This window comes from Paenibacillus sp. 1781tsa1 (genome assembly GCF_024159265.1).
Lineage (GTDB): Bacteria > Bacillota > Bacilli > Paenibacillales > Paenibacillaceae > Paenibacillus.
Window position 1 is genome coordinate 3,705,245 of record NZ_JAMYWY010000001.1, and the last position, 17,714, is coordinate 3,722,958.

11 protein-coding genes are annotated in these 17,714 nt (G+C 44.7%); 9 read left to right on the forward strand and 2 right to left on the reverse strand.

Annotated features, from left to right (window positions below):
- Positions 1-205: 205 nt before the first annotated feature.
- Complete coding sequence (locus NKT06_RS16275) at positions 206-4,783, forward strand: S-layer homology domain-containing protein (RefSeq protein WP_253436489.1); 4,578 nt, start codon at positions 206-208, stop codon at positions 4,781-4,783.
- Between the two features lie 167 nt (positions 4,784-4,950).
- Positions 4,951-7,071, forward strand: a complete 2,121-nt coding sequence (locus tag NKT06_RS16280) for an alpha-galactosidase (RefSeq protein WP_253436492.1) — start codon at positions 4,951-4,953, stop codon at positions 7,069-7,071.
- Positions 7,072-7,138: 67 nt separating this feature from the next.
- Here the strand turns inward: NKT06_RS16280 and NKT06_RS16285 are convergent, their stop codons facing one another.
- Complete coding sequence (locus NKT06_RS16285; RefSeq protein WP_253436495.1) at positions 7,139-8,896, reverse strand: cache domain-containing sensor histidine kinase; 1,758 nt, start codon at positions 8,894-8,896, stop codon at positions 7,139-7,141.
- A 222-nt stretch (positions 8,897-9,118) separates the two neighbouring features.
- Between NKT06_RS16285 and NKT06_RS16290 the strand changes: the two genes are divergently transcribed.
- The 4 genes from NKT06_RS16290 (at position 9,119) to NKT06_RS16305 (ending at position 13,701) form a co-directional block, all read left to right on the forward strand.
- On the forward strand, positions 9,119-10,075 hold the full coding sequence (locus NKT06_RS16290) for an ABC transporter permease (RefSeq protein WP_253436498.1): 957 nt from the start codon (positions 9,119-9,121) through the stop codon (positions 10,073-10,075).
- Positions 10,076-10,103: 28 nt separating this feature from the next.
- Positions 10,104-10,994, forward strand: coding sequence for a carbohydrate ABC transporter permease (locus NKT06_RS16295; protein WP_029880772.1), 891 nt, complete (start codon positions 10,104-10,106; stop codon positions 10,992-10,994).
- Positions 10,995-11,127: 133 nt separating this feature from the next.
- Positions 11,128-12,732: an extracellular solute-binding protein gene (locus tag NKT06_RS16300; protein WP_253436501.1), complete on the forward strand. Its 1,605-nt coding sequence runs from the start codon at positions 11,128-11,130 to the stop codon at positions 12,730-12,732.
- 252 nt (positions 12,733-12,984) lie between these two features.
- Complete coding sequence (locus tag NKT06_RS16305) at positions 12,985-13,701, forward strand: class I SAM-dependent methyltransferase (protein ID WP_253436504.1); 717 nt, start codon at positions 12,985-12,987, stop codon at positions 13,699-13,701.
- Positions 13,702-14,059: 358 nt separating this feature from the next.
- Here the strand turns inward: NKT06_RS16305 and NKT06_RS16310 are convergent, their stop codons facing one another.
- The gene (locus tag NKT06_RS16310; RefSeq protein WP_253436507.1) at positions 14,060-14,413 is read right to left on the reverse strand and encodes a winged helix-turn-helix transcriptional regulator; all 354 of its coding nucleotides are present in this window, start codon (positions 14,411-14,413) and stop codon (positions 14,060-14,062) included.
- A gap of 267 nt (positions 14,414-14,680) precedes the next feature.
- On the opposite strand from NKT06_RS16310, the gene NKT06_RS16315 reads away from it, so the two are divergent.
- The 3 genes from NKT06_RS16315 to NKT06_RS16325 all read left to right on the forward strand — a co-directional run bounded on the left by NKT06_RS16315 (position 14,681) and on the right by NKT06_RS16325 (position 17,608).
- The gene (locus NKT06_RS16315; protein ID WP_253436510.1) at positions 14,681-16,018 is read left to right on the forward strand and encodes an NtaA/DmoA family FMN-dependent monooxygenase; all 1,338 of its coding nucleotides are present in this window, start codon (positions 14,681-14,683) and stop codon (positions 16,016-16,018) included.
- Positions 16,019-16,038: 20 nt separating this feature from the next.
- Positions 16,039-16,779 carry an oxygen-insensitive NADPH nitroreductase gene (gene nfsA, locus NKT06_RS16320; protein ID WP_253436513.1) on the forward strand — a complete coding sequence of 247 codons (741 nt, stop codon included), beginning with the start codon at positions 16,039-16,041 and terminating at the stop codon, positions 16,777-16,779.
- A 97-nt stretch (positions 16,780-16,876) separates the two neighbouring features.
- Positions 16,877-17,608 (forward strand): NADPH-dependent F420 reductase, encoded by a 732-nt coding sequence (locus tag NKT06_RS16325; protein WP_253436516.1) that lies wholly within the window; start codon positions 16,877-16,879, stop codon positions 17,606-17,608.
- Positions 17,609-17,714: the final 106 nt, after the last annotated feature.

The window sequence follows — 17,714 nt, forward strand, 5'->3', positions numbered from 1 at the left end:
ATGAAAGAGGCTTTCCTGTATGAATAGTAACATTGTGGTATGGAACATCCCTCTCCTCCTTTTTACAATTAGGCATATAGGAAAGGAAGGAGGAGAGATGGGATTTAGCAGCTCTTTATGAAAGCGATTACAGATAATGGCTGTGAACCACCGCAGGATAGGCATATGGAGACCTGACTCAATCAAAAGATAATGGAGGCATGTTATGTTGGGACGGATGATGAAAAAAGGATTGGTGTGCTTAATCATTTTTTGCTTGGTAGTTGGCGGGGGCCAGTTCGTCCGAACAACTCACGCCGATGATATGAATACCTATGAAGCCGAGGCCGAGGGGAATATTTTGCTTGGTAACGCGAAAATCTCCGATAGCCCGACGGCTTCAGGCGGCAAAAAGGTCGGAGGCATGTATCAAGGCAGTTCCTTGCAATTTAACAATGTTACTGTAAGTGAGGCAGGAAATTATAAGATTTCCATTTACTACATTTCAGGTGATTCGCGGCCGTTTAATATTAGTGCGAATGGCGGGGAAAAGCAATTTGAAGAACCGCTCAAGACAGTCGACTGGGATACGGTGGGAACGTATGATGTGACTCTTCCGTTGAACGCGGGTACCAACACCATCCTGATTGATGACAACAACTGGTATTCTCCTGACATCGACAAGATTGTGATCCGCGGTTTGGACAGTGACCACCCGGGAGAAGGGGGCGGAGACGACTGGAAGAAAAATTTGCATGGTGCAATCATTGAGGCAGAAGCAGCCGACAATATTTTGAAAGGCAATGCCAAGGTGGTGGACAGCAGTATCAGTTCAGGCGGAAAAAAAGTAACGGATATGAACAAAAACAGTTCACTGCAATTTACGAATGTAAACGTACCGGCAGATGGTACATATTTGATCCGGATATCTTATATTTCTGGTGACCAGCGACCTGTCTATATGCAGGTGAACAATGGGACGGATGAGATGATTGATCTGCCCAAAACGGCAAGCTGGAATACGGTAGGCACGTATGATGCGGAAGCTTCCCTCCATAAGGGAGTGAATACCATCACGTTCTCGGATCATGATTGGTACTCCCCCGATTTTGACCGAATTGAAGTGATCCCGTATACGCTTAGCTATGAAGCCGAAGATTCGGGCAATACACTGACTGGTGAAGCACGCGTAACAGAGAGCCCGAATGCTTCCGGCGGCAAAAAGGTCGGCTATCTGAATGGCGGGAGCTCTTTGACGTTCAATAAAATTATAGCCCCCATGACAGGTGATTACCGCGTTAAGGTAGATTATTTTTCCGGTGATCCGCGGAGTTTCTATGTCCATGCGAATGATGGGGAAGAGCAGTTCCACGATCTGCCCAAAACCCCGGATTGGGATACGGTAGGTACGTATGATCTTACACTCCCATTAACTGAAGGCGAGAATACGATTACCTTTTCAGACAATAATGGCTATTCTCCCGATCTGGACCGGATTATCGTAGAGCCTGCGATAGAGACAGAACCCGAAAATCCAGGTGAAGGAGATGACGATCTGGGAACACCGGGTGACTCTCAACGATACGGGGATATTACGGTGACTGATTACACGTATGGCCTTCAGGTATCGAACGGACAATACGAAGTGTCTTATAATACCCAAACTGGATTCGTCGGCTATAGCTGGGCAGAAGGGCAGAAGATGCGGGGGATTTTCAGCAGCATTAAACTTGGCGAGAGCCTTTTGGAAACCAAAGGTTATGAGAGTCATGCGAGCGGTGGAGCACCGCTGGAGATTCAGGATGGATTCGGCAAAGGCGTGGAGCTGACTTTTGTTCATACTTCCACTGGAAAACCAACCCTGAAGCAAGTCTACCGGTTTTATGAAGATCAATTGTATTTCCTCAACCGTTTGGACGCCATCAGTGATACAGACATCCAGAGTAATTACATGTCCCCAATTACCGTGAAAAATACAGGTGGTGTGGATATCGGTGTCAGCTCGGATAACCGTGTGCTTACGGTACCTTTTGACAACGATGCCTGGATTCGCTATAAATCTCAAACGATGAACCGGGCGGATACCAGTTACGAAATGACAACGGTGTTCAATAACTCAACACGTAACGGTCTTGTGATCGGTTCAGTAACCCATGACACCTGGAAGACAGGTATTGACTGGAAAGGCTCAGCTAATCGGTTGAATGAATTTGCTGTATATGGTGGTGCAGCCAGTGACGTTACCCGCGATACTCAGCCACATGGCAGCCTGACCGGTACTGAAATATCCTCACCTATGATTATGGTAGGCGGTTTCAGTGATTATCGTACAGGACTTGAAGAATACGGTAAAGCCAATGCGATAATCACGCCTCCCCTAGCCTTGAATCCGGAGCTGGCACAAGGTGTTCCAGTAGGTTGGAATAGCTGGGGAGCTTATGATAGCGGGCTGTCTTATCAGAACGTAGTGGATGTGTCCAATTATTTCAAGAACAATCTTAAGAAGTTCAACAATAACGGCAATGTATTCATTAATATGGATTCCTACTGGGACAATCTGAGTGATGCAGAGCTTGCCCAAGCCGTATCCGTAATTAAGAACAATGGTCAGCATGCAGGCATCTATTGGGGACCGTTTGTGTATTGGGGCAACGATATGAGCCAAAAAGTGGATGGTACCAACGGGCAATATACGTATGGTGATATTGTGCTTAAGGATGCTGAAGGGAAACCTCTGCCTACACTGGATGGAGCATATGCACTGGATGTGACACATCCGGGGAGTCAAATGCGTATGGATTATTTTCTGGATAAGTTTAAATCACTTGGATTCACATTCATTAAACTGGATTTCCTGACCCATGGCTCACTGGAAGGCCAACACTATGACACTACCGTGACGACAGGAATCCAGGCATACAATGAAGGGATGCGTTATGTTGAAGAGCGATTGGATGGAAAAATGTTTATTAGTGCGTCCATTGCACCGATTTTTCCAAGTCAGTATGCGCATAGCAGACGGATCTCTTGTGACACCTATGGCAAAATCAATGAGACGGAGTACATGCTTAATTCATTGACATATGGATTCTGGCAAAATGGGACGATTTATTCCTATACAGACCCAGATCATTTGGCATTAAGCAGTGCTTCAACCCTAGAGGAAGCCCGCAGCCGGGTGAATTCCGGTGTAATTGCCGGTACGGTGATGCTAGATTCCGATGATGTGAATGATCCGAAGGCACAGGAGTACATGACAGCATTGTACAATAACACGGATGTTCTCCAAGTGGCGCTGAAAGGCAAAGTATTCAAACCACTTGAAGGAAATACAAACGCCAACGCCGCAGATACGTTTGTTCTGAAGGAAGGCAATGATTATTACCTTGCTGTATTTAATTACAACGGCAACAGTTCAGCAAACAAAACGATCGATCTGGGCCGCGCCGGACTGAATGATTCCAAAACCTATACTTTAAAAGACTTGTGGACAGGTGAATCTTCGTCAGCCACGGGTTCATGGTCCATCTCGCTTGGACCGGCTGCATCGAAGTTGGTTAAATTGACCGAAAAACCAGGCAATCCGGAAAATCCAGGTAATCCAGGTAATCCAGGTAATCCAAGCAACCCTGGCAACAATGACAATACCAATAATACTAGCGGAAACTCCAGCAGCAGCGCGACTCCGGAGAACGATACAGCAAAACTGGTCATTACAGCCGATATGCTGAAAGTGGACAGTGGGGCAGGGAAAGCCGTTGTGGACATCAAGGCTGGTACTCAGGAGCTACAATTGTCATCTGCTGTTTTACGCCAGCTCGGCAACCATCCACTGGAAGTGAAATCAGGCAAGCTAACCCTGCAAATTCCTTCGAGTTTGTTTCAGCAGCTATTGGATAAGTTACCAGCAGGGCAACAGGATGATAGTACAATTACCCTGAAAATGGTTCCGCTTGGCAGCAAGGCCAGGGAGGTCATTGCCTCTGTGGAATCATCATCTCGGGCAACCGTTGCTCTTAAGGGAGAAATCTATGAATTCAGTCTTTCCGCAACAACTAAATCAGGTACAACCGAAACACTGTCTGTATTTGATCACCCCATTACGCTGAGCCTAGCAGCAGCTGAGGGCTTCGATCCTTCACAGGGAGGAATATATTATATTAACGAAAATGGGAAATTGGAATTTCTCAAATCGGATTATGTGAATGGCGTATTAACAACTAAAGTGAGCCACTTCAGCAAGTATGCCGTTCTGGAACTGAATCGAACGTTTGCCGATGTTCCGGGCAATCATTGGGCCAGCTCTGTAATCAAGGAGTTGGCAGCTAAGCTGTATGTCGAAGGCACAAACGCGGATCAATTTGAGCCAGGACGGGCAGTCACTCGCGCTGAATTCACCGCCATGCTCGTTCATTCTCTGAGACTGACCACAGCGGGAAAAGTACAATTTACAGATGTAGCGACAGATGCCTGGTACGCGGAACCCATCTCGATTGCGACCCAAGCCGGTATTGTCAACGGCCGAAGCGCAGCCCGTTTCCAACCGGACGCACAGATTACCCGTGAAGAAATTACGGTGATGCTGATGAAAGCATACGAACTGAATGATGGGAAAGTGCCTGTTGGTTCTACAGATATCTTGTTTACCGATATGGCTCAGGTTTCTTCATGGGCAGCTGTTTCGGTGAAGGATGCAGCCCGACTAGGACTGGTCCAAGGCCAAAAACTAGGGCAGTTCCTGCCTAAAGGGATAGCTTCCCGTGCAGAGGCGGCTCAGGTCATCTATAACTTAATTTTGAAGTAGGCTTTAAGGCTGCGAATTCAATCGCAGCCTTATTTTCATACCTTTGAAATGACAGACGATTTCCCCTATGGATTGTAAGAATGCGATATGGCTAATGTAACTCCTGCTTCCTACAATAATAAGTATGTTCACAACACACAGCACGAGGGTAACAGGAACTCGAAAGGATGATAAACTTGACGATTCAATATAATGAACAACTACGTATATTTGCAATACAGACGCTAAATTCGTCCTACATTTTCGGAATTAATGAGAGGGAACACCTCCAGCATCTGTATTGGGGTAACCCCGTGGACATCGAGGACAGCGCTCCGTTGCTCCATCTACAATCCCACAGCTCTTTTGACGCGGAAGTGGAAGGAGAGGTGGAGGAGTATAGCTTCTGGGGAGGAGCATCTTATACAGAGCCATCTTTGAAGCTGCGTATGTCTGATGGTGTCCGCGATCTTCAGGTAAGGTATGACCGTCACGAGATCATTAAACAGGATGGCAGACAGACGTTGATGATCACGTTGAAGGATCAGGTATATGCACTTGAAACACAGCTGGTATATCGGGTTATCCCCGAATTTGACCTGGTGGAGCGCTACGCCAATATCGTAAATAAGGGACAGGGGGATATTGTGCTGGAAAGCATGCAATCCGCAGCCTGGACTTTGCCATATCTCCAGGATTACCGCCTGACGCATGTTACGGGGAAATGGTCGGGTGAATTCCAACTGCGCAATACCATTTTGACAGAGGGAAAAAAGGTACTTGAATCGCGGAGAGGTTTCACGGACGGTCATGCCAACCCATGGTTTGCGATTGATGATGGTCTTTCGACAGAAAGCGGCGGTGGGGTATGGTTTGGTGCTCTGGCCTGGAGCGGCAACTGGAAGATTGTTGCGGAGAAGACCCCATTCACGCATGTGCGGGTAACAGGTGGCATCAGTGATTTTGACAATGAATGGTTGCTGGGTGCGGGCGAAACGTTTGAGACGCCTGTCTTTGTCGGCGGATTCAGCCCAGAAGGCTTTGGCGGAATGAGCCACCGCTTGCATCAATATCAATACAAGTACATACTGCCTCGCAGTGAAATCGGGAAAGTGCTGTACAACTCCTGGGAAGCTACCTACTTCGATGTGAACGCACAGGACCAAATGGCGCTTGCCGAGCGGGCAGCCAAGATGGGTGTGGAACTATTTGTCGTGGATGACGGCTGGTTTGGGCAGCGGCATTCCGACCGTGCGGGGTTGGGTGACTGGAACGTGAATCAGGAGAAATTTCCGAACGGACTTGTGGAGCTGATTGACCGGGTTCACGGACTTGGGATGGAATTCGGCATATGGGTAGAGCCGGAGTCGGTCAACCCGGATAGTGATCTCTATAGAGAACATCCAGACTGGGTATATCATTTTGAGACCCGGGGACGTACGGAGCTTCGCAATCAGCTGCTGCTGAATATTTCCAAGCCTGAGGTTAAGCAATACATTATCCATTTTATGACCGAACTGCTTGGCAACCATGAGATTAAGTTCATTAAATGGGACATGAATCGGACCATCACGGAGCCTGGCATGAAGGGGCACCCTATTAACCGCCAGAAAGAGGTATGGGTAAGGCATGTCCAGAGTCTCTATGATATATGGGCACAGCTGAGAGCCAAGTTCCCGGATGTGGAGTTTGAGACTTGCGCAGGAGGTGGCTCGCGGATTGATCTGGGCATCTTCCGTTATGCGGACCAATCCTGGCCGAGTGACAATACGGATGCGTTCGACCGTCTGAGCATTCAGGAAGGCTTCTCCTATACGTATACACCACGTATGATGACCTGTTGGGTGACCGAGTCACCTACAGGAATGAACGGTCGAAACGTCTCCCTGAAGTATCGTTTCCACAGTGCAATGATGGGCACGCTTGGTATTGGTTCTAATCTGAACGAGTGGAGTGATGAATGGATCGAGCAGTCCGGGGAATTCATCGGACAATACAAAGCCATTCGCCACCTGGTACAATTCGGTAGACAATTCCGTTTGACTGCGCTTCGTCATAAGGGAGTTACCGCTGTACAGTACAGCGATGCAGCTGGAAGTGACCATGTGCTGTTCGCTTTTCTTCACTCGCAGAAGCTGGGTGAACCGTTGCCCAGACTGCGTTTGGCAGGTCTTCAGGCTGACAAGACCTATCTCATTGAAGAGCTGGGGTTATCGGTCAGTGGCCGTGCGCTGATGAACATCGGGGTGGAGCTGCCTCTACGTGGCGATTTCGACAGTCTGGTATACCGTATCCGTGAGCAGGTATAAAAGGATGCTGTAGAATGGATTAAAGGAGTGCTTTGCAAGCCAATAGTGGCTGCATCGCACTCCTTTTTTATTGGATCTCTTTTTGTGGCAGACGAATTTGGACCGTGGTTCCCATGCCTAGTTTGCTATACACTTTAACACCGTAATATTCACCGAACTTCAGCTTAATTCTCCGATCCACATTTGAAATGCCATAGCCTCGACCTTCTTTCTCTTCAAACAAAGACTGAAGCGTCTCACGCCGCATGCCCATTCCATCGTCTATAACAGATAAGATAATGCTATTGTTCTCGATGACGCCCTTGATATGAATATTTAGGGGCCGATCTTGATTCCAAAGAGCGTGAATGACTGCATTCTCCACAAAAGGTTGTAACGCAAGCTTCACGGTCGAGTAGGGCAGGATCGATTGATCTATCGTGTAGATGATGTTGAGCTTGCCCTTAAATCGAATAAGCTGAATGGCATTATAGCTCTGCGTCAGTTTCAGTTCCTCATTGATGGTCAGGATGCTCTTTCCTTTATTCAGGGATATCCGATAAAACTTGGCCAGATGAAGGACCATATCCTGAATCTGGGGATCTTGATGCTTTACGGCCAGAGAGGAGATCGAGCCGAGTGTATTATACAGAAAATGAGGATTAATCTGTGCTTGAAGCAGGTCAAGCTCGGCTTCCTTGCTCTGCAGCTCCTTCTGGTAGACCTCCGTCACCAGGCTTTTCAACCGGGTTGTCATCTGTTCGAATGCAAAGTGAAGCTGTCCTATCTCATCACTGCCCATTTGTTCCTCATGGGTAGGGTTGAAATCTCCCCGCTCAATGCGCCGAATCATTCGTATTAACGTCCTGATGCGTTTGCTGAACAGCGATGCGGTAATATAAATGAGCAGCAACGCCACGCCAATGAAGCCTAGTGAAATTTTGATAATAAGCTGAGAGAGAGCTTTGGCATCCTTGATAATACTGTCGTAAGGGAAGATGGATACCGTTTTCCAGCCGTTTTTGAGCGTATTATAAACCGCTAGAGCCTTTACGCCTTGATACGTTGTATCAAATCTCCCTGAAGCCGTATCATCAAAATGTTGATGAAGAAGTTCGGGCAGGCTTGTATTAATTAACTGTTTGTCCGCTGATGACAGAATAATTCCCTTGTCATTAATGATGAAAATATCTTTTCCGCCTGCTTCCTTTTCCATTAAGGAATAGATGACCGACTCTGAGATTTGAAAGACCAGCATGCCGTAGGGGTACTGATTACTATTGTTGTTCAGCATCCGGGCGAGGGTAAACATGGCAGGGCCATTCTCGGTCTGCGGCGATGAGAGATGAATGATGTTCCCATAGGATTGTTTCAACTTATGGAAGAGTTCCGTGTTCTGAACTTCGGGTGTAATTGGCCGGATATAATAATTGTCTTTGGGCAGTGATGGATTGTCCGAATAAATGAATGCGCTATCAAAATCAGGGTAGGCAGCCATCACCGTGTCAATCCGATTGCCGATGTAATTATAGACGTCCAGATAGGATGGATCATCCTGATACTCGTTCGTCAGGTAATTGGCAAGGCGGTTATCCAAATAAATAGAGGCGGAAATATGTTCATAACTGTCCAGCTTGTTCTCCAGATTTTTGGTGATCTGAGCTGTTGAGTTCGTCATATTGATGTAGATCTGCTCGGTAAGTTTCGTTTTGGTAAGTTCATAGGAAAAATAAACCAATAGCATCATTGGAATGATGGTGACCAGAACAAATACCATGAACAATTTGGAACGAAAGCTCAGGTTAACAAAAGGCATGTATATGTATTTTCGATAGAATTGGCGCATTCGGGAGCCCTCTCTTGACTGATTATTCGTTGCACAGTTCATCATAGCAGAGTGAATATGGAAATCCAATCCTCACTTTTTACAAAAACATCTTTAAAAAGCGGTATCTTTCGGAGAATTCGACTATGGCAAGCGATTGGCGTCAAATTTATGATAATAGGAGAGAAGTTGAATCCAGATATGGCCGGCCATGCTGCTGTATAGAAAAAGGGAGGGTATTTAATGCATAAGGTAAGCGCTATCAAAACAGTCAGGAGCAATAATCTGATAAGCAGACTAAAAGAGCAAAAATGGTTATTCGTGCTTATGCTTCCTGCCTTTATTGCTACATTGTTATTTTCCTATGGTCCGATGTTTGGACTGTATATGGCGTTTACGAATTATCAGCCGGGTGGGGGATCATTCTTTTACCAGTTCTTCCATGCCGAATTTGTAGGTTTCCAATGGTTTGGGTATTTCTTTACTACAGGAGATTTCTACCGGGTTATGCGTAACACGCTTGCGACAAGCTTGCTGACACTGTTCTTCGGATTTCCTGCCCCGATCATCCTCGCGCTTGTGCTGAATGAAGCGAGACAGGGATTTTTCAAGCGTTTTGTACAGACGGTTTCTTATCTGCCGCATTTTATCTCATGGGTTATCGCAGCCAACATTGTGATTACGCTGCTGGCTTCGGATGGAATGCTTAACAATATTCTGGTTCTGCTGGGCATCATCAAAGAACCAGTTGCATTTTTGCAGAACGGGCCTCTATTCTGGTGGATTATCGCATTGTCGAACATGTGGAAAGAGATGGGGTTCAGCGCCATTATGTATCTCGCCGCAATCGCTTCCATTAATCCGGAGCTTTACGAAGCGGCCAGGGTGGACGGAGCCAGCCGATTTAAGCAAATGTGGCATATTACACTGCCATCCATGCGCCCTACCATTGTCATATTGGCTATTCTTGCGGTCGGAGGCATTTTGAATGCAGGATTTGAACAGCAATACCTGCTGCAAAATAATACCGTGCTTGAATACTCCGAAGTTATCGATATTTATGCCTACAAATACGGACTACAGAACAGCATGTTCTCTTACGGGGCTGCCGTGGGGATGTTCAAATCCGTTGTTGCCTTTATTCTTGTCCTCATCGTGAACCGGATTTCCAGAAAAGTGAACGACCAGGCGTTGTTCTAATTATAAAAGACAGAGGGGAGCGCTTGTGATGATTCTGAACAGATTCGGGGATCGTATTTTCAAAATTATTGTGTATTTCATCCTTATTCTCGTATTACTCGTTACATTTCTTCCGTTTTGGAATATACTCGTTCTTTCATTGAACAGCGCGGAGGATACGGTACGGGGCGGCGTTTATCTGTGGCCCAGGGACTTGACCTTGGACAGCTATCAGCAGATTTTGAAAGATAGCGAGATTCTAAACGGGCTGTGGGTAACCGTCAAACGAACGCTGATTGGCGCACCGCTATCGGTTCTCGTCATTACGATGCTTGCGTATCCGCTAAGTCGGCGGAATCTCATCGGTCGCAAAGGATGGAACCTGTACTTTATCTTCACCATGTATTTCAGTGGCGGACTGATTCCGTTCTACATGGTACTTAAGGCGTTGAACATGATCGATACATTTTCGGTGTTCATTTTGCCAAGTTTGATGAATGTCTTCTATATGATTATCGTCCGTACCTTTATGGAGCAGCTACCCCATGAGATTGAAGAATCGGCGAGGGTGGATGGGGCTAACGATCTGACGATTTTCTTTCGGATTGTGATGCCGCTGACAACACCAGTACTTGCAACAGTCGGGCTTTTTCAAGCCATTGGGCATTGGAATGCCTGGTTTGATTCCTATGCGTTCACCTATAGTTCGGACCTGAAGACTCTGCAAGCCGTGCTCGTGAAAATATTGAATCAATTCCAGACGGGTGGCATGATCTCTCAAACGCAAATGCTGGCCAACTCGGCCAAACGAAATGCCGTTTCAAGCGATACCATTCGAATGGCTGCTACGATGGTAGCTACCTTGCCGATCGTTATGGTATATCCGTTCCTGCAAAAATACTTTGTCAAAGGCATGACTTTGGGAGCGGTGAAGAGTTAATCTATTCCATAATCCGGTTGCAGGGAAGGCTTGTCCGGTAGCCTCTTCCTGAAAGGGGGTGGGCAGAGATCGTTTTGGAAATGCTCCATCTAGCACGACAGGAATTTATTCATTGGGAGGAATTAGGGTGTCAATGACAAAGACAAAAAAATGGATGACCATGGGGATTACAGCTGCATTAGTCGTTGGTTTGCTTGCGGGCTGCTCCTCCAGTGATGGGGAGAACAACACAGCGGGTAAAGACGGGGAACAAGGGCCGATTACGCTGACCTGGTTTGATGGCAATACCAAAGGAGAACCTTTTACCGATGCAGTGGCCCAGGAAATTACCAAAAAGACGGGCATAGAGATCTCCATCCAACAGCCAACGGGGAATCCAACGGAAAAACTGAGTCTGATGCTGGCGAGTGGTGACTATCCGGATGTGGTGGTCATGAGTCGTGGAGATGCTTCCCTCGATAAGTACATTTCAAGCGGCGCATTCATTCCACTGGATGAGTTAATTGAAAAGTATGGTTCGGATCTGAAAGAAATGTACGGCGAAACCTTGACCAAAACACGATATTCAGACGGCAAAAACTACTATTTGGCAAACTGGTATGGACTCGACAGTGATCCGGTCTTCGGCATGCTGATGAGACAGAGTCTGTTGGAAGAGTTCCTTCCAGACAAAGCCGATGGTTCACAGCCACTCACCACGGACGAGTTTGAAGCACTCCTGAAAAATTTCAAAGAAAAATACAACACGATTGATGGCAAAGAATCCATTCCCATGACGATGAACGGTGAAAACATGGGCGCGAATCTGGGAACATTCAAAGGCATGTGGGGTTTAAAAACGTATTATGACAACAACGGACGTCTGCAATATGATGTTAAGGACCCTAAATATCGTGAAATGCTTTTATACATGAATAGGTTATATAGAGAAGGTCTGATTGAGAAGGAATTTGCGATTAGCAAGACGCAGACATGGATTCAAAAGCTGACAACTGGTGCGGTATTCGCTACCCCAGGAGCATATTGGGACCCAGGTAACGGCAATGCGGCCCTGAAAAAGGATGGCGGGGAAAAGAATCAGTTGTTCGCATACAAGGTTGTTGCTCCAGGTGTAGATCCGGCCCAAACGTCATTTGGCCCAAGAAGCTCGCTTGGATGGGATGCAATCGCCATTACCAAAAACAACAAACACCCGGAAGAAACGATAAAGCTGTTTAATTATCTGGCGAGTGATGAAGGACAGCATTTGCTGCTGTGGGGTAAGGAAGGCGAACAATATACCATGGTGGATGGCAAGCGACAACCAGACCCTGCATTCCTGCAGAGTTTCAAGGATAACTGGGATGATACGGTGAAGAAAAGTGGCGTTCGTAAATGGTTATGGTTTATCAAAAATGGTCTGGATCCGAATGGACAGCCTTATGACATGGCCGTTAAATTCCAACGCAGTGAAGTGGATGAACTGGCCATTAAGAGTCTTGGGGATTCTGTATGGGATACAGCGCAGTATGATAACCTGAATCCAGATGGGGGAACACCTCAAGCACTTACCGCCCAGAAGGTGAAGGATATTATGGATCAGAGCATTACGAGAGCCATTATTGCTCCAAGTGAAGCTGAAGCCAACTCTGTGTTTGACAAGATGCTGGAGGATATGAAGAAGGCTGGCGATGAAAAAGTGGAAGATATCATTAACGAGAAATATGCTCAGCGTATGGAACTGTGGTCTTCGAAATAATTGGAAATCAACTTATAAATTGGAGTGTCCCGGGTGCTTGCCCGGGCGCTTTTTATTTATGGACGCATTTTATCATAAGCTAACGGGCAGCTCAGTTGAACTATCTCAAGATCAAGAATATCAGTTTATACTTTATGTAATATTCAGGTTCATCGTTGAACTTGTCCGGGATCATCCGAACGAAGTGTTGACTAAACCATTTCTTATATGTTGAACTAGTAAAAATGCTATAGAAAGTGGGAAACGAAATTTATGATTCCATTAGTATATGACCAGATTAACCATTGGGGAAGGGACGACGAATTTTTCCTTGCATTGCTAAAGAAATTAAAAATAGAGTCTATCGTTGACTTAGGCTGCGGAACAGGAAGATGGACTACTCATCTTGTTCCGTACGGTTATAAAATTACAGCTATTGATCCCCATGAAGAAGCGATTGAAATGGCGAGAATTAAAGATAATTCAGGCAATGTGAATTGGATTGTAGGGGATAGCTCGAATTTACAAACCAATACCTATGACGCGGTTATTATGACTGCCAATGTGGCACAGGTATTTCTTACTGATGACAGTTGGAAGAAAGTAATCTCAGACATATTTCGATCCCTAAAAGTTGGCGGTCACTTTATTTTTGATATTCGAAACCCTTTGGCCAAAGTGTGGGAAGAGTGGGAGAAGGATAGGACTCCGGACTTGGCTAAAGATATGCGAAGTGGAGACCCTCTCGAAATCTATACAGAATATGAAGGGTTTGAGGGAGATATCTATACTTTTTATGAAACTGTGAAAAATACAAAAACAGACGAAGTCCTAGTTCATGAAAAAATGCAGATCAGATTTCGAAATCAAGGAGAATTGGATGAGTCGCTGAAACAAACAGGGTTTTCGGAAATTGAAACATATGGCGATTGGGAATTTGAACACGCAAATTCTAAAAATCGATCCTTTATTTTTCATTGTGTAAAATAGAGTCATTAAAATGCACTATAATAGTGCTCCTTAAATAAGGATAAGTTGAAAACTGATCAAACTTTAATTTAATTCTATCTAGTGATTAAACTAACGGGAAACGATAGCTTAATCATACCAAGAAAGCAGCTGATCGTATTGATCAGCTGCTTTTATTTATTGAGATTAAGGAAATTCTAACCTTAGAAATGAATGAAGAATTAAGCGGGGGGATAGCTATGTTCGACAAGCCAGCTTTATTGATCATCGATGTACAAGCCGGACCTTTTCAGAATCCTCACTTTATTCATAACGGTAAAAAATTATGATCAAATATCAAGCATCAAGTGTTAGGGCTGTGAAGAAAACTATCTTCAAATCATCGGTTTCCACCGAATTCTTTACCGAAGTCCTCCATCTTTTCAAGGATTGGAAGTAACTTCATTCCCTTTTCTGTCAAAGAGTACTCGACTCGTGGAGGAACTTCCGGATAAATATCACGTTGAATAACGCCATCATTCTCTAATTCCTTAAGTTGCTTGGTAAGTGAGCCCTGAGAGAGATCCCCAAGGAATTTTTTGATGTCCGAATAACGACGTGTTTCATCTTTTAGATACCATAATATAAAATACTTCCACCGTCCGGAAAGAACATTCTGGGTAAAGGCTATCGCGTACATATCACTATTTCCATCGATGAACTCTTGCTCAAATCCTTCATTACAAACCCGCATTGATATCACTCCTATTCTATAGGTACAGAAAGATGTACTATGTACATTTATATTGCCCTCTTTGCAAAACAAACGAACACACTTAAGATTGGGTCAACAACCAAAACAATTTAATTTGTTTTAAAAAAAAAAAATTTTTAGTTATATATTTAGCATGCTAAGTAATTATTATATTTTTCAATGTCATCGTTAGCAAGTTAGACTATTAAATTTATTGTGTATTTCAAATCCACTACTTGCTTATATGGAATGAAGGAGAAAAATTATATGCAAAAAAACAAGAAGATGCAATTGGCTCTACAGATGGTTTCAGGATACGGCGGTGAATTCAGCGCTTGGAGAGTGCCTGGCACTGACCCAGCAGCTTATACAAATATAGATAGTTATGTAGAACGGGCGAAGATAGCCGAACAGGGGAAGTTTCAAATGATTTTTATTGCCGATACTCCTTCATTAACTGTGAACTTAGGCCCTCAGACGCCTGCGTTCCCAATGGATCCAACGTTGGCTCTAATGGCCGTAGCCCGAGAAACGAAACACATTGGACTTGTTGCTACACTTTCTACGACATTCAACTATCCATACAACATTGCACGTCAGTTCAAAGCACTGGATGTAATTAGTCAAGGACGTGTAGGTTGGAATGCGGTTACTACATCCGACCCCTCAGCAGCTGCCAATTTTGGTGCAAAAGTTGCCAACCGTAAAGAACGGTATGACAAAGCACATGAAAGTATACAAATTGTTCAGGCTTTGTGGGGGAGTTGGGAGTCCGATGCTTGGACACTTGATGTAGAAGGAGGAACATTCGCTGATATGGACAAAATCAAGCCAATAAACCTTCAAGGTCAATATTATGCATCTCGTGGTCCTTTGCCAATTCCCCCTTCTGCACAAGGCCAACCTGTTATTTTTCAGGCGGGAGGAGGGGATGAGGGATTAGAATTAGCTGGGAGATATGCCTCGGGTGTGTACGCGAATCCATATGATATCGAATCTGCTCGTGAACAAAGACAAGCGATTCGGCAAAGTGCCGTTCATTTTGGCCGAAAACCTGATGATATCAAGATGTTTGCGGGTTTTATGTTTTCGCTAGCTTCAACCGAAGAAGAAGCCTTGACACGTCGAAAACAGCTTATGAGCTTTAATCCTCAGGAGATTCCTAGTCGGGTAAGTTATCTCGGTTCAATGATCGGTTTACCCTTGTCGGTAAACTCGATAGATATTGATAAGGGATTACCTGCTGACTTGTTGAAACATGCATATGCTCATCCAATGGACCCAAGATCACCAAAAGCCTTGAAATTACTGCAGCAAGGGCTATCCATACGCGATGTTCTTGCCCATGGGGTCATTAATTATCATCCTGTCGTTGCAGGCACACCCACACAAGTTGCTGATTTTTTAGAAGAATGGTTTTTGGCTGAAGCGTGTGACGGCTTTTCAGTCGTCCCCGATATAGCTTTTGATGGCGTTGCGGATTTTGTAAACCAGGTTGTGCCTATCTTACAGAAACGTGGTTTGTTTCACACCGAATACGAAGGAAAAACCCTTCGAGAGAACATGGGCGTTCCATACGAATATGGGATGCGGGAATTGAAATAAACAAATAAAGGAGAGATTACATGAATCACACACTTGAGTTGCTTCATAATCACACATCGTATCGTACGTACACATCGCAACCTTTAGCAGAGGAACAAGTCGATGCGATCTTTAAGGCCGCCAATCAAACTTCATCGTTCAGTCTTTTGCAGGCCGTGTCCATTGTTCGTATCACTGATCCGGTTCTACGAACAAAGGTGAGAAAACTTTGTGTTGATCAACCTTATATTGAAGAGGCGGCAGAGTTTTGGATTTTTTGTGCGGATTTTAACCGAAACCATCAAATTGCTCCGGATGTAGACATCGAATATATTGAATTCCTCTTGATTGGTTCATTCGATGCCGGGCTCATGGCACAAAATGCATTAACTGCGGCTGAATCTATGGGACTAGGCGGTGTTTTTATTGGTGCGGTCAGAGCTAATATTGAGGAATTATCAGACTTGTTGGGCTTACCGAAGTATGTGATTCCGTTAGTGGGATTATGCATAGGCAGTCCCACGGGAAATAAACCTGAACTAAAACCTCGTCTGCCTCAATCTATGCTTTTACTTGAAAATCAGTATCGGGCACTCGACCAAGATAAATTGGCTATTTATGACGAAACCATGTTGAAATACTATGAGAATCGTCCAATAAGAGCTCCTTTTACAGTGAAAAAAGTAACAGGATGGAGTGATCACATACAGGATCATCTTCAAAGAAGTATCCTACCTCAAATGATGGACTATTTGAACAAACAAGGATTTGCTAAAAAATAACCATTGCTCACGGAAACCTTTCCGAGTATCAAAATGACATGTATGAGGTAAAATGACACCATTATTAAATATTAAATATTAAATAGGAGTGAACAAAATGAGATTCGGAATCATTGGCGCGGGACCCATTGCATTATCTATTTCGAAAAAGTTGGTAAATAATAATCACGATGTGAAAATTGCAGATGCTCGTGGTGTAGAACGTCTCGAAGGGAAACCACTTAATGCAACTCCTGTGAAGGTAGAAGATGTCATTTCCAATATTGATGTTCTCATCATATCTATTCCTCTTCATGCGCTGCCTAATATTCGTAGTGTAGTTGAAAAAGCGGCGGATGAAGTTATTGTCGTTGACACTTCCAATTACTATCCTCAAATGGGAGTGAAAATTGAAGAGATCGAGAACGGGATGGTTGAAAGTGTCTGGGTCACAAAACAATTAGGCAGATCAATTATCAAAGCTTTTAATAATTTGTTAGCCTATACTTTAGAATATGAAGGTAAACCGGAAGGGAGCAGTCGTCGCATTGCGGCAGCTATTGCCGGTGACGATCTTCAGCAAAAGCAAACAATTATGAGCATAGTCAGCGAAGTAGGTTTCGATACAGTGGATAGCGGGAGTTTAAATGATTCATGGAGACAGCAGCCTGGAACACCAGCATATTGCACAGAACTAACCAAAGAGGAATTAAGTGAAGCACTTCAAAAGGCAAAAAAAGAACAAGCCCCATTTCTGCGGGACAAAGTTATGGAGAAGCTGATCGCGGTTTCTGGTGGATTTTCGCATGAAGAAATCGTCAATCTAAATAGAGAGATGTATAATTCCTAAAGTAATAACTCTGATACTAATTTAGAAGAAGCGGCAGATGAGGACACACAATAATGTCTATCTGTCGTTTTTTTGAAATTTCGGGTCACATGCAGTACGATTCCCA

Coding starts and splice junctions, on each gene's coding strand:
- NKT06_RS16295 (WP_029880772.1), top strand. CDS start 10,104: ATGATTCTGAACAGATTCGGGGATCGTATTTTCAAAATTATTGTGTAT.
- NKT06_RS16300 (WP_253436501.1), top strand. CDS start 11,128: ATGACAAAGACAAAAAAATGGATGACCATGGGGATTACAGCTGCATTA.
- NKT06_RS16280 (WP_253436492.1), top strand. CDS start 4,951: ATGATAAACTTGACGATTCAATATAATGAACAACTACGTATATTTGCA.
- NKT06_RS16310 (WP_253436507.1), bottom strand. CDS start 14,413: ATGCGGGTTTGTAATGAAGGATTTGAGCAAGAGTTCATCGATGGAAAT.
- NKT06_RS16275 (WP_253436489.1), top strand. CDS start 206: ATGTTGGGACGGATGATGAAAAAAGGATTGGTGTGCTTAATCATTTTT.
- NKT06_RS16290 (WP_253436498.1), top strand. CDS start 9,119: ATGCATAAGGTAAGCGCTATCAAAACAGTCAGGAGCAATAATCTGATA.
- nfsA (WP_253436513.1), top strand. CDS start 16,039: ATGAATCACACACTTGAGTTGCTTCATAATCACACATCGTATCGTACG.
- NKT06_RS16305 (WP_253436504.1), top strand. CDS start 12,985: ATGATTCCATTAGTATATGACCAGATTAACCATTGGGGAAGGGACGAC.
- NKT06_RS16315 (WP_253436510.1), top strand. CDS start 14,681: ATGCAAAAAAACAAGAAGATGCAATTGGCTCTACAGATGGTTTCAGGA.
- NKT06_RS16325 (WP_253436516.1), top strand. CDS start 16,877: ATGAGATTCGGAATCATTGGCGCGGGACCCATTGCATTATCTATTTCG.
- NKT06_RS16285 (WP_253436495.1), bottom strand. CDS start 8,896: ATGCGCCAATTCTATCGAAAATACATATACATGCCTTTTGTTAACCTG.